General features: G+C 47.3%; 8 protein-coding genes and 2 pseudogenes. 9 read left to right on the forward strand and 1 reads right to left on the reverse strand.

Annotated features, from left to right (window positions below; genetic code table 11):
- Nucleotides 1-62: 62 nt before the first annotated feature.
- From I8U23_RS00645 to I8U23_RS00670, 6 genes and pseudogenes are all read left to right on the forward strand, one after another.
- A pseudogene (locus I8U23_RS00645) lies at nucleotides 63-1,541 on the forward strand (MFS transporter).
- Nucleotides 1,542-1,717: 176 nt separating this feature from the next.
- Nucleotides 1,718-2,563: a glucose PTS transporter transcription antiterminator GlcT gene (gene glcT, locus I8U23_RS00650; RefSeq protein WP_131470941.1), complete on the forward strand. Its 846-nt coding sequence runs from the start codon at nucleotides 1,718-1,720 to the stop codon at nucleotides 2,561-2,563.
- A gap of 169 nt (nucleotides 2,564-2,732) precedes the next feature.
- Nucleotides 2,733-4,679, forward strand: coding sequence for a glucose-specific PTS transporter subunit IIBC (gene ptsG, locus I8U23_RS00655; protein WP_198050601.1), 1,947 nt, complete (start codon nucleotides 2,733-2,735; stop codon nucleotides 4,677-4,679).
- A gap of 118 nt (nucleotides 4,680-4,797) precedes the next feature.
- The gene (locus I8U23_RS00660) at nucleotides 4,798-5,775 is read left to right on the forward strand and encodes an NAD-dependent epimerase/dehydratase family protein (protein WP_198050602.1); all 978 of its coding nucleotides are present in this window, start codon (nucleotides 4,798-4,800) and stop codon (nucleotides 5,773-5,775) included.
- A gap of 50 nt (nucleotides 5,776-5,825) precedes the next feature.
- The gene (locus tag I8U23_RS00665; RefSeq protein WP_483316378.1) at nucleotides 5,826-6,641 is read left to right on the forward strand and encodes a lipoate--protein ligase family protein; all 816 of its coding nucleotides are present in this window, start codon (nucleotides 5,826-5,828) and stop codon (nucleotides 6,639-6,641) included.
- Nucleotides 6,642-6,952: 311 nt separating this feature from the next.
- Nucleotides 6,953-8,761, forward strand: coding sequence for a serine/threonine-protein kinase (locus I8U23_RS00670; protein ID WP_156097709.1), 1,809 nt, complete (start codon nucleotides 6,953-6,955; stop codon nucleotides 8,759-8,761).
- A 133-nt stretch (nucleotides 8,762-8,894) separates the two neighbouring features.
- On the opposite strand, the gene dat is transcribed toward I8U23_RS00670, so the two are convergent.
- Nucleotides 8,895-9,740 (reverse strand): D-amino-acid transaminase, encoded by an 846-nt coding sequence (gene dat / locus I8U23_RS00675; protein ID WP_198050603.1) that lies wholly within the window; start codon nucleotides 9,738-9,740, stop codon nucleotides 8,895-8,897.
- 159 nt (nucleotides 9,741-9,899) lie between these two features.
- On the opposite strand from dat, the pseudogene I8U23_RS13660 reads away from it, so the two are divergent.
- From I8U23_RS13660 to I8U23_RS00685, 3 genes and pseudogenes are all read left to right on the forward strand, one after another.
- A pseudogene (locus tag I8U23_RS13660) lies at nucleotides 9,900-12,401 on the forward strand (vitamin B12-dependent ribonucleotide reductase); the annotation flags it as partial.
- 138 nt (nucleotides 12,402-12,539) lie between these two features.
- On the forward strand, nucleotides 12,540-13,172 hold the full coding sequence (locus tag I8U23_RS13785) for a TSCPD domain-containing protein (protein ID WP_483316379.1): 633 nt from the start codon (nucleotides 12,540-12,542) through the stop codon (nucleotides 13,170-13,172).
- A gap of 136 nt (nucleotides 13,173-13,308) precedes the next feature.
- Nucleotides 13,309-14,040 (forward strand): metallophosphoesterase, encoded by a 732-nt coding sequence (locus tag I8U23_RS00685; protein WP_037993900.1) that lies wholly within the window; start codon nucleotides 13,309-13,311, stop codon nucleotides 14,038-14,040.
- The last annotated feature ends 1 nt before the right edge of the window (nucleotide 14,041 follow it).

Below are 14,041 nucleotides of genomic sequence, written 5' to 3' on the forward strand. Positions count from 1 at the left end.
AAATGCGGATACATTAAGATTAACTGACTGCCAAAAGGAGGAATTGCCGGTTGGAAGAAAAAATGGAGCAAAGAAACCGATTGAGAAAAAAGTTAAAGATGAAGCTGAAAAAAGACGACATTACCGTGGTGGATGCCAAGGAATCCAAGCGTGCGGTCATGGCCACTTCCGCCGGGAATGCGATGGAATGGTTTGACTTCGGGATTTATTCCTACCTGGCAGCCACCATCGGACAAGTATTCTTTCCGGAGGCAAGCGGGGTCATGCAATTGGTCTATTCGTTTGCCACATTTGCCATCGCTTTTCTCGTGCGGCCCGTCGGCGGGATCTTTTTCGGGATACTGGGAGACCGGTTCGGAAGAAAAAATATTTTGTCGGCCACTTAGATTATCATGGCTGTTTCGACATTGAGCATCGGTTTGATTCCTGGCTATGCATCCATCGGATCCACCGCAACGATTTTGTTGCTGTTGGCGCGTTTGGCCCAAGGTTTTTCCACCGGCGGAGAATATGCCAGTGCCATGACGTATATCGCCGAGTCCACGCCGGATAAAAAAAGAGGGTTTATGTCCAGCGGTTTGGAAGTGGGAACCCTCGTCGGATATATTGCCGGGGCCGGATTGGTCACGGCGCTGACTTATCTTTTGGGGGAAGAGACCATGTTGGCGTGGGGATGGAGAATTCCGTTTTTTGTTGCCGCGCCGATCGGACTGATTGGATTTTATCTTCGGAACAAGTTGGATGAAGCGCCGGTTTACGAGGCGATGGAAAGTGACAAACCGGAGGAAGAAAATGATGAACATGCATCTGTCAAAGAGATTCTCCGGCTTCATTGGCGCCCGATTCTCATTGGGTTGTTTGTGGTGTTCTCCTATAATGTCATCAATTATACGGTTTTATCCTACATGCCGTCGCATTTGACCGCCGTGCTTGGATACGGGGAAGCCGAAGGGCTGCTGTTGATTGTGGTTGTGATGCTGATCATGATTCCGATTGTATTGTTGATGGGATATGCCAGTGACCGGATCGGAGCCAAAAAAATCGTACAAGGCGGTCTGGTCGGGTTGATTCTCTTGTCCGTTCCGGCATTTTTGTTAATCGGAAGCGGCAATGCCATCCTTGTATTTGCAGGATTGATGCTGTTGGCGGTCTTTTCTTCCACATTTCAGGGAACCATGCCGTCGGTCTTGCCTTCTTTGTTTTTTACCAATGTACGCAACGGGGCATTGGCCATCACTTATAACATTTCGACCTCCTTGTTCGGAGGGACGACACCGCTTGTTGTTTCCTGGCTCATCAGTCAGACCAATAACCGAATGGTTCCGGCGTATTACCTTATTTTCGCCTCGGTGGTGGGAATTCTGGTGGTCACTTGGTTTGTGAAGGAAACATCCGGAAAAGCGCTCCGGGGATCGTTGCCGGTTGTGGAAGAACATCACGAAATCAAGGAAATTCTGGAAAATCCTGAAGAAGCATTATGGTGGCAGGAAGAAGCCCGTCAAATCCATGAAAAGAAAGAAGAACTGACCGAACAACCATAACGTTTTCCTTGAATTCATCTTGTTCATTTTCCCGTTTGGAAAAAGTTCCTTTCAGGGTGGTTTCCTTGAAAGGAACTTTTTTTATTATCGAGTATGGTTACACTGTTATTGAAAAGAAAATCATGTTCACGTATACTCAAAGCACATAGGCAACGAGTAAAGTGAGGATGGAAAGAGTGAGCGGATTGTTTCGTATAAAAAAAATATTGAATAACAATGTGGTCATTGCCGTTCACCCGGTCTTTGGAGAAACAGTTTTAATCGGGAAAGGCTTGGGATTCCATAAAAGAGCCGGCGCCGTGATCGATGAAAAAACAGTGGAGAAATGTTTTGTCTTATATGATCCGAAGGAACAAGAACAATACAAGCAATTGCTGAACCAAGTGGATGATCGGTTGGTGGAAGTGATGAATGAAGTGGTTCAGCATATTCAGGACCGGTTTCAATCCCCTTTGAATGAGCATATTCATGTCGCTTTAATGGACCACATTGCTTTTGCGATCAAGAGAACCGAGCAGGGACTTTCTTTTCACAACCCTTTTCTGATCGAAACGCGAACGTTATATCAAAAAGAATATCAGGTTGCCGAAGAGATTGTCCGGTGGATCAACCGGCGGCTGGATGTGCATCTGCCGGAAGAAGAAATCGGTTTCATTGCCCTTCACATTCACAGCGCTTTGACGAGGCGGCATTTGGCGGAACTTCAGAAATATTCCAAATTAATCTTAAAATTGATTCGATTTGTTGAAAATACGCTGGGTCAAAAACTGGACAAGCAAAGTTTATCCTATATGCGCTTGGTCACACACTTGCGTTATGCCATTGAACGGACGGAAAAAGGGGAAAGCATTTCCGAACCCGAAGGGATGAATGAAATGTTGCGAACTCAGTATCCTTTGTGTTACACTATGGCTTGGAAACTAGCCAAAGTGATGGAAAAGGAACTGAATAAACCGGTGTATCCTGCAGAGATCAGTTATTTGACCTTGCATCTGCAACAACTTTGGTCTGATAAAAAGTAAATCTTCCTGTTTTTGTTCTTTTACCACGTGTTACTGATTCGATCAGGCATGAGTGGAAAAAGCCGAGAGGGCGGTTTGCACCTTGTGCAAGCGCTTTCCGTCTGCTTTTTTTGCTCATGCCTTTTTGCGTGGAAAGGGCAAAATAGGAGAATCAGAGGAGGTAATTTGCATGTTTAAAAATTTGTTTGGCGTCCTGCAACGAATCGGAAAAGCATTGATGCTGCCCGTTGCGATTTTGCCGGCTGCCGGATTGCTTTTGGCATTCGGGAATAAGCTGGACATCAGCATTTTGGAAAGTGCAGGAGACATCATTTTTCAAAACCTTGCATTGATTTTTGCCATCGGTGTGGCGATCGGTTTGTCCGGCGGGGAAGGGACAGCCGGGTTGGCTGCCGTCGTCGGGTATTTGGTGATGAACACCACCCTGGGGGAAATGGCAAAGTTAAATCAAGTGGAAACCGTCAGTGTGCTGGGGATCCCCACTTTGCAGATGGGTGTGTTTGGAGGAATTATCATCGGGGGGGTTGCCGCCTATTTGTATAACCGTTTTCACGATATCGAACTGCCTTCGTTCCTCGGCTTTTTCGGAGGAAAACGTTTTGTTCCGATTGTAACGGCTGTTTCGGCGTTTTTGCTTGGACTGATCTTCTTCTTTGTATGGCCGCCGATTCAGGAGCAAATTGACAACCTGTCCAGAATCGTGACAACCCAAAATACGGCGGTTGCGGCTTTCATCTTCGGTTTGATCGAGCGTTCTCTCATTCCGTTTGGACTGCACCATATTTTCTATTCGCCGTTCTGGTTTGAGTTTGGACAATTTGTCACCGATTCCGGCGAAGTGATCAAAGGGGATTTGAACCGTTTCATGGCCGGAGACCCGACGGCCGGAACGTTCATGTCCGGGAAATTCCCGTTCATGATTTTCGGTTTGCCGGCAGCTGCGTTGGCAATTTACCACACGGCCCGCAAAGAAAAGAAAAAATTGGTCGGCGGGCTCATGTTATCGGCCGGTTTGACTTCATTTTTGACCGGGATTACCGAACCGATTGAGTTTTCGTTCTTGTTTGTGGCTCCGGTTCTTTATGCCATCCACTGTGTGTTTGCAGGTTTGTCCTTCATGATGATGGATATTTTGGGTGTCAAAGCCGGAATGACCTTCTCCGGCGGTGTGATCGATTTGATCATGTTCTGGGAACAGGATACCAAACCGTGGTTAATCATTCCGGTCGGGCTGGTCTTTGCGGTGATCTATTACTTTGGATTCCGCTTTGCCATCCAGTTCTGGAATCTGAAAACACCGGGCCGGGAAGATGATACGGAAAGTGCGGATGCAACGGATGCGGCACCGACCGGGGAACTTGCGGCCAATGTCTTGGAAGCGTTGGGCGGAAAAGAAAACATCGCTAACCTGGATGCATGCATCACCCGACTCCGGATTTCGGTCCATGATGCCGGTCAGGTGGACAAAGATCGCCTCAAAAAACTGGGAGCTTCCGGTGTTTTGGAGATGGGAAACCACTTCCAGATCATCTTCGGGCCGAAGTCGGATAACATCAAAGAACAAATGAAGCGCATCATGATGGGGAAAAAACCGCAAGAAGCGAAGAAAGACAAAGAAACAGACACCAAGAAAGAAGAAGCGGCACCGGTTCAGAACGACCAAGAGGAGACGTTGGTTTCTCCCATGACCGGGAAACTTCTGCCGATAGAAAAAGTTCCGGATGAAGTGTTCTCGCAAAAAATGATGGGAGACGGATTTGCCGTCGATCCGGCTGAAGGAGTGGTTGTTTCCCCCGTTGACGGTGAAATTATCAATCTTTTCCCGACCAAGCACGCCATCGGCATCCGGACTCCGAACGGCCGTGAAGTGCTGATTCATATCGGAATTGATACCGTGAAGTTGGAAGGAAAAGGGTTTGAAAGCTTTGTTAAGGAAGGCGATTCCGTCAAAGCTGGTCAAAAATTGCTGGAGTTTGATCTCGATTTTGTGAAGGAAAATGCGCCATCGCTTATTTCTCCAATCGTATTTACCAACCTGGAAGAAGGAAAAACCGTTCACATCGAAAAAGAAAATGTAAACCGGGGGGACAAAGAGATCATCTCCTTCAAGGGTTAAGGAAAGGCAAAGCGCTGCATGCACAGGAATGCGGCGCTTTGTTTATTGTCGCTTGTTTTTTGCACAGGACGAATATGAAATAATGGATCTTGGAATATCTTGAATGGGAGGGGTTTGGATGAAAGTGTTGGTCACGGGCGGCACCGGTTTTGTGGGGAGGAATCTAGTGCATTATTTATGTGAACAAGGTTATGATGTAACCGTCCTGCATCGGGAAACATCCCGTTTGCGTGATCTCCCGGAAAAGATTTCGCTTCGCACCGGGGACTTGACCCGTCCGGATACGATTGCCGGTTGTTGTGAAGGGATGGATTGGGTTTTTCATGTTGCGGGGGAAGTGGCGTGGGGAAAAGCCGGGAAAAAGCACATGTTCAAGATTAATGTCAACGGGACACAACATATTGTGGAAGAAGCACTGAAAAGCGGTGTGAAAAAGTTTATCCACACCAGTTCGGCGGCTGCGGTGGGGCTGCCTTTCAATGAAATTGCCGATGAATCCTACCTGTTTAACGGGGACCGCCTGAAGGTCGGGTATTCCATGGCGAAAAGAGCAGGCGAAGAGGTCGTGCTTCAGTATGTCAAAAAAGGGCTCTGTGCGACAATTGTCAATCCCACGGTTATCCTTGGCAGAAGGAATTATGCTTCGAATTTTGTCCGTTCCGTGTTGCAAGGGCGTTTGTTTGTCGCACCGGAAGGCGGCATGAATGTTTGTGATGTGGATGATGTGGCAAAAGGCCATCTTTTGGCAGCATTGCACGGCAAAAAGGGAGAGAGGTATCTTTTGGGAGGAACCAATCTTCCCCTGCGGGAGCTTTTTCAGAGGATCGCCGGCCTCGCAGGAAGCAACCGGACGATTTATACGGTTCCGGCCCCGTTGGTGAAGGGAATTTCGTGGCTGGGTGAAGGTTTTTCCTGGCTGATTGGAAAGGAGCCGCCTTTTGCTTGGGATTTGGCCAAACTGACCGGGAGAAACATTTATTATTCCTCCCAAAAAGCGGTTCAAGAGCTGGGCTATCGCATGACACCGCTGGATGAAATGCTGCAAAAGGTGTTGGAATGGGAGAAGCGGCACCGGTCGCATGCAGATTTCGCATAAGTGTTGTATCATGAAAAGTAAACGGATTTGATGACAAAGGTGTGATGGAAATGACAACATGGCGATTTTTACCTTATCAAGCGTATTCCGCCGCGGAAAATATGGCGATTGATCAAGCGGTCATGGAGCTTGTCTCCGAGAAGAAGGTTCCACCGACTTTGCGTTTTTACGGTTGGCGGGTTCCGACCTTGTCGATCGGCTACTTCCAAAAAGCCAAAAAAGAAGTCAACCTGTCTTACATAAAGGAAAAAAATCTGGGCTTTGTCCGGCGGATGACCGGGGGACGGGCAGTTCTCCATGACAAGGAGTTGACCTACAGCGTGATCGTGCCGGAAGAGGATCCGATCATGCCCAAAACCGTCAGCGAGTCCTACCGGGTCATCAGCCAGGGGCTGTTGGAAGGATTTAAAGCGCTGGGATTGGATGCTTATCTGTCCGATCCGCAAAAGACCAAAAAAGAACACATGTCGGCAGCTTGTTTTGATTCCCCCTCGGATTATGAATTGGTGATCGACGGAAAAAAAGTGGCGGGAAGTGCACAAACCCGGCAACACGGAGTGGTTCTTCAGCATGGTTCGATTTTGATGGACTTCGATGAAGATCTGTTGTTTACCTTGTTGGTATTTCCTTCCGAACGGGCCCGGCAAAGGCTGAAAGAGCAATTTTTGCAAAAAGCGGTGGCCATCAACCGGATTTTGTCTTATCCGGTTTCTTTGGATGAAGTCATCCAGGCTTTTTACGAAGGATTCCAAAAAGGAATCGGCGTCGAATTGCAACCGGGAGAATTGACACCGGAAGAAAAAGAACGGGTCCAAGCCCGTATCCGGGAACGCTATGATTCCGATGATTGGAACCTCCGCAGATAAGAGAGGATGTACGTTTTCGGCTTTCCAACAGAAACGGTTGGAAAGCTTTTTTGTGCGAATATGAAATTTTCATGAAATTTATGTTGCTATTTCTTCTTATTTCGATATATGAATTGATTTATTTTTTTGGACAGAGTATCATCATAATCGTAAGTTTTTTTCTGAATTTTCCTTTGAGATTAATTGGGACAGGCGATATCATCCTGCTTGATTTTTCGAGTTCTTATGATAGCATATAGATTGCTGATTATAATTGCTCTAATTCATTTTTTGATCATAATAAAACTTATATAAGTTAGGGGAAAATGCTGTTGAAACAGGGAAGTCGATTAAATCGTCGTTATTACGAGAGATTTCAAGTAGAAGACGTGATTAATTTCTTTTCCGGACAACTTCTACAAGCAAAATCCCCAGATGGTGCTCAGGTATTCCTGCAATCCATCAAAATCACCCGTCGACCTTTACCGTCCGGTTATCGCGAATCCTTTCGCCGTTTGCAGCATCCTAACTTGGCACCAATTCTGGATGTCATGGAAGAAAAGGACCAAATCATTTTGGTTCATCCGCCGTTTTCTGGGGATCCTTTGCCCTTGATCGTGAATAAAGAGCGGGCGATGGAGCCGGAAGTTGCCGTTCGTGTGGTGAACCGGTGCTTTAAAACGTTGCTTGATTTGTCCCGTTTGCCACTTCCGTTAAGCGCAACGCTGGATCCGAAAAACATTTTGCTCAACGGGCAAAAACCGCTGTTATTGTTCTACTACATGAAAGATCCGGAAAAGCCAAGATATGATGAGAAATGGCGTGAATTGTTATTCTATTTGTTGACCGGCCAGTCACCGATTGGGGGACATAAGTCCGCTGAAAAGATATTAAACGAAAAGAAAATTCCGCAGAAAATTGCGAAATTAGCTTTGTTTGCCTTGAACCGGCAACGTAATTTTGAAGAAGTTGCCGAAAGCATCGAGAATTATCTTCAGCATCATGCGGATGAGGCCGGATTGTCCCGCGCAAGAAAAGAAAAGAATAACCGGAAGAAAGTTTATGCTACCGTGACGGTGGCTGCGGCGGCTTTGGTTCTGGTATCCTTGGCGGTGGCCCAATGGCAGCCGAAGGAAAGCTATTCATCCGACAATCCTTTGGCCGGTTTGTTTGCGACAAGCGGGGAGAAAGCAAATCAGGCAAAAGGGGAAAATCAGGTGATCCAGTTCACGAAAGAAAAGGATCAGTATACCATGTCCGAAAGCATCCAGGGCAACTCCGTTTTAAAAGGGGATTTCATCCTGAAAGAAACCAACACGTTCCTGGGGTATCTGGAAGCGGAAGACAAGTCTTCCATTTACGGTCTGTATATTGATGAAAAAGGGGAAATCGGTCTGTTCCATCAGGTTGGCGGAGATAAAGTCACGACGATTGCAAATTCCGGCAATCAATATCGTATTTCACCCAACAAGAAATATCATTTCGAGATCTATTATCTCTCCGGAAATCCTGTACATATCTCGCTTCAGGAAGAAGGGAAAAAAGAGAAATGGATCGCGGTCGGAATCACTCCGATGCGTGGGGAAATGAAGCTCAAATTCCGTGGCGATGAAGGGGCCCGGCTGAATGCGCCGAAAGTGGATGGCATCAGCGATAAATCATCCGCATTGCGTAACTGGTTGAACCATCAGCCTTGGATCATTGATTTTGGTCAGGCCATTTTGTCGGTGGATGAGCAAAACCGCAATTACTTGGATGTGTTCCCGAAATCCCAGGTCCGGTTGGATGCGGGTGCAGCTTCCGGCTTTTTGATCCAGCCTCCGCCAAATGATTCGTTTGCCATGGATATTCAGTCTGTGGGGGATGAGCGGTTCCGGTTGGTGTGGTCGGATAAAAAAGATCAGGTGGAGCTTTTTGATGTTAACGGGAATATGAAAAAAGTGGCCGAACAGCGGTTGGACAATTATGATGGCAAAACTCCCCTTGAGGTGGCCGTCACAACGACGCTGAATATTTTGAACATCCAGTTGACTCATGGTTCGAATGTCACCGAGCTCAACCATACGGCGGAAAATCCTGTATTGATCAAAGATGTCACGCTCCGGAATACCGGGTTTAAAATCATTGAGGCGAAAAAATAAAAATGATCCAGAAACAGCCAAGGAAGACCAATAAAATCCGGTCTTCCTTGGCTGTTTCTGGAGAAAGTGTGATTTTTCATCTTTTTTGTCATTTGCGGAGCCTCATGAGAAACCGGGCAGGGAAAGCGGGCATTCAAGCTTCGGTTTTTGACGGGATCAGCCGCTTAAAAGCTTCTTGCAATTGTCGGGTAAGCGGACCGGGGCGCCCGTCGCCGATGGTTTTTCCGTCCACTTCCACCACCGGGCAGATTTCCATGGTGGTACTGGTGATAAAGATTTCATCGGCATCAGAAAGGGATTCTTTGCCAAATTTCTTTTCGCTGACAGGAATTTGCAATTGATCCGCTAATTGTAAAGTGATCTTTCGGGTGATTCCGTGTAAAATGAAATGGTCGGCCGGATGTGTGAGGAGCATGCCGTCTTTTACCATAAAGAGATTGGTGGAGCTTCCTTCCGTGACGATGCCGTCCCGGATAAAGATGGCTTCCTTGCAGTGCTTGTCATAAGCTTCTTGCTTGGCCAATACGGCTCCGAGCAGGTTTAAGCTTTTGACGTTACACCAAAGCCAGCGGATGTCTTCCGCCGTGATGGCACGGATTCCTTCCGTTTGTTCTTTGACGGGGCGTTCGGCCGGTTGGGTGTATGCGATGAGAAGAGGGGCGCTGTTTTTCGGGAAAGCGTGGTTTCTCGGAGCGGTTCCCCGGCTTACTTGTAAATAAAGATTTCCTTGTGTAAAATCGTTTTGTTTGATTAATTGATTTAACCGATCCTCCAGCTCATCCAGGGAATAAGGGAGATTTAATCTTATTTTTTTGGCACTTTTTTCCAGTCTTTCTAAATGTTCGTTCAAATAAAAAGGTTTTCCATCATACACCCGGATCACTTCATAAATTCCATCGCCGAATTGATAGGCACGGTCCTCAATGTCAATACGGACATCTTCGCGTTTTTTGAATTGATCATTGTACAAGATCATCATGAGGTTTCATCCTTTCGCGTGTTATATGTATAGTTTGCAAGACAGAAAAAAAAAGAACAAGATATTTCACTATTTTTTTATTTGATGTCTTTTGATTTTCAATATATAGTAGTATTATACTGTTTTTGATACTACATATAGTAGAAAGAAGAGAGGGAAACAATGAAGATCACAAGGTACTTCACCAAAAAAGGCCAAAACCCATATGACACGATTGAATATACAAAACGGGACAGCCGCATCACCAATCCGGACGGAACGGTTGTTTATGAGATGAAGGGTGCCGAAGTTCCGAAGGATTGGTCGCAGGTTGCCACCGATATTTTGGTTTCCAAATACTTCCGCAAAGCGGGAGTTCCCCAAACGGATGAAGAGGGAAATGAAATCCTCGATGAAAATGGAAACAAAGTTCTCGGACCGGAAAGAAGCGTCAAACAAGTTGTGCACCGTTTGGCCGGATGCTGGCGGAAATGGGGGGAAGATCACGGATACTTCGATACGAAGGAAGATGCCCAGGCCTTTTATGATGAATTGGTGTACATGCTGTTGCACCAAATGGCCGCGCCAAACTCCCCCCAATGGTTTAACACGGGTTTAAGTTATGCTTATGGCATTACCGGAAAACCGCAAGGCCATTATTATGTGGATCCCAAAACGGAAGAATTGAAGAAATCGAAAAGTGCATATGAACGTCCACAACCGCATGCCTGCTTTATTCTTTCGGTGGAAGACGATCTGGTCAATGAAAATGGAATCATGGATTTGTGGGTGCGGGAAGCACGGTTGTTTAAATATGGAAGCGGTACGGGGAGCAACTTCTCCAATATCCGCGGGAAAGGGGAAACCTTGTCAGGCGGAGGCACTTCATCCGGACTGCTTTCTTTCCTTAAAATCGGGGACCGCGCAGCCGGGGCGATCAAATCGGGAGGCACCACCCGGCGGGCGGCGAAAATGGTGTGCCTGGATATTGATCACCCGGATATTGAAGAGTTTATCAATTGGAAATTGGTCGAGGAGAAAAAAGCCAGAGCATTGATTCAAGCCGGATATGATTCCTCATTCAACGGAGAAGCTTATGAAACCATTTCCGGGCAAAATTCCAACAACTCGGTCCGGGTTCCCCATTCGTTCTTCATGAAACTGAAAAACAATGAAGACTGGGAGCTGACGTACCGGACGACCGGTGAAGTGTGCAAAAAAATCCCGGCCCGTTCCTTGTGGGAACAAATCGGAAAAGCCGCTTGGGAATGTGCGGATCCGGGAATCCAATATGACACCACCATCAATGAGTGGCATACCACTCCCGCCGGAATGGACGGAAAACTCGGGGCAAGGCACAACCGGATTAATGCTTCCAATCCTTGTTCCGAATACATGTTTTTGGATAATACCGCTTGTAACCTGGCTTCATTGAACCTGGTGAAATTTTTTGATGCCGAAACCGGCAAGTTCGATATTCCCGCTTTCCGTCATGCTTGCCGTTTGTGGACCATTGTTCTGGAAATCTCTGTGTTGATGGCACAATATCCGTCCAAAGAAATCGCCAAGCTTTCTTATTTGTATCGCACCTTGGGGCTTGGATATGCCAACATCGGAACGTTGCTGATGATTTCCGGCATTCCCTATGATTCCAAAGAAGCCTTGGCGATTACGGGAGCAATCACTGCCATCATGACCGGGGTGGCTTATTCCACATCGGCGGAAATGGCCAAAGAGTTGGGGACATTCAAAGCATTCCCGCAAAACCGGGAGCATATGCTCAGGGTGATTCGCAACCATCGCCGTGCGGCATACAATGCACCGGAAGAGGAATATGAAAACCTGGAAGTCAAGCCGATGGGCATTGATGAAAAAGTTTGCCCGGAATATCTGTTGAAAGCGGCCCGGGTTGCTTGGGACGAAGCCCTTGCCATGGGAGAAAAATACGGTTATCGCAATGCGCAAACAACCCTCTTGGCTCCGACCGGAACCATCGGTCTGTTGATGGATTGCGACACAACGGGAATTGAACCGGATTTTGCGTTGGTGAAATTTAAAAAGCTGGCCGGCGGCGGATACTTTAAAATTGCCAACCATTCCATCCGCCCGGCCTTGAAAAAGCTGGGTTACAGCAAAGAACAAATCGACGACATTCTCACTTATGTAACGGGCACGTTATCGCTTGACAATGCGCCTCACATCAACCGTGAAACTTTGAAACAAAAAGGGTTTACCGATGAAGATCTGAACCGGGTGGAAGAAATCCTGCCGACGGTGTTTGAGCTTTCATTTGCTTTCAACCGTTATACATTGACGGATGATTGCTTAAAACGTTTGGGCTTTTCACCCGAGCAGTATGAAAAACCGGATTTTGACGTTTTAAGGTCGTTGGGCTTCACCAAGAAACAGATCGATGAAGCCAATGATGTGATTTGCGGCATGATGACGATTGAAGGAGCGCCACATCTGCGTGAAGAGCATTACCCGGTTTTTGACACGGCCAACCCATGTGGAAAACATGGCACCCGCTTTATCCACTACATGGGACATCTGCGGATGATGGCCGCGGCACAGCCTTTCTTGAGCGGAGCCATTTCAAAAACCATTAACATGCCGAACAGTGCCACCGTTGAGGACATCCTCCATGCTTATGAAGAAGGATGGAAACTGGGCTTGAAGGCCGTGGCCTTGTACCGGGACGGATCCAAAAGCTCCCAGCCGCTCAATACCAAAGGGGACGATCAAAACGATGAGGAAGCCGCGGAAGAAGAGGCGCTGTCTGCCGGCCATGAGTCAAGACAAGCGGTTTCCCAAGGCCGTGTGTCCGGTGTCCGTCGCCAGTTGCCGCGGAAACGGGACGGATTTACTCAAGAGGCAAGAATCAACGGGCAGAAGATCTATGTGCGCACCGGGGAATATGAAGACGGCTCGCTGGGAGAAATCTTTATTGATATGCACAAAGCGGGAAGCACGATGCGGGGCATGCTGGATGCATTTGCCGTTGCCGTTTCTCTCGGCTTGCAATACGGGGTGCCGCTTGAAAAATATGTCAATTCGTTGACGTTTACCCGGTTTGAACCGGCCGGAATGGTGGACCATCCCAATATCAAAATGGCCACTTCGGTGATTGATTACGTCTTCCGTTTATTGGGCATGGAATATCTGGGAAAAACGGATTTTGTTCAAGTCCCGCCGAAGAAAGAAGAATTGCGCTGTTACCTGAACAAGGAGAAGAAAGAAACGGCCGCTGATGCAGCGGAAGCGGAAGCGAAGGCAGGTGAGGAACGGAAAGAATCATCCCAACTGTCGGCCGCGTCCGTGGAAAACAGCAATCTCGATGCCATCCGTGCCAGCAGTGGAGCCCCCTTGTGCATTGAATGTGGCGGAATGACCAAACGGAACGGATCCTGTTATGTTTGCCTGGATTGCGGTGCCACCACCGGTTGCTCCTGATCACCAAAAAAACACCTCCCGATGCGGGAGGTGTTTTTCTTCCGTTTGTTGTGAAAAATTGCTCAAGTGACCGGGTTTTTGTATTATACAATCATAACCGACAAACCGTTACAAGAAGAAAAAGGTGTGAAGATGATTGGCCATTTACGCATTAAGTGATTTGCATTTATCTTTTAACAGGGAAGTCAGTTTGTATGACATTGATCCGGAAAAAGACATCGATAAACCGATGGATGTGTTTGGATGGGATCGGCACTATCATCAAATTCGCGATCATTGGTTAAATACTGTCAATCCGGAAGATACCGTTTTGATTCCCGGGGATATCAGCTGGGCGATGAAACTGGAAGTGGCCCGTTACGATTTTGGCTGGATCCATCAGCTTCCCGGCAAAAAAGTGCTGTCGCCGGGAAATCATTGTTATTACGCCCAGAGCAAAAAGAAAGTCCGCCAGATGCTCCCGGAAGGCATGGAGTGGATTGATGCCGATTATACGCTGGTGGAAGGAAAAGTGGTTGCCGGCACGAGAGGCTGGACGCTGCCGGGAGATAAGTTTTACAACGAAGAAGAAGACCGGAAAATTTATGAGCGCCAAGTGGGAAGGCTGGAGATCGCTTTGGGCATGGCGGAGCGTGAACATCCGGATAAAGAAAAAATCGTGATGCTTCATTATCCTCCGGTCACGCCGATGGCCAGCGAATCGGGATTTATGGATCTCATGAAGAAATATGGCGTGAAACTGTGCGTTTATGGTCATTTGCACGGCAGGGCGCAAGAAGACGCGATGGAAGGAAATGTCGACGGAATCGAATTGCGCTTGGTTTCATGCGATGCCGTCGGGTTTTGCCCGGTGAAGATTTGGGATTGAT

This window comes from Thermoactinomyces sp. CICC 10735, from assembly GCF_016055175.1.
GTDB lineage: Bacteria > Bacillota > Bacilli > Thermoactinomycetales > Thermoactinomycetaceae > Thermoactinomyces > Thermoactinomyces vulgaris.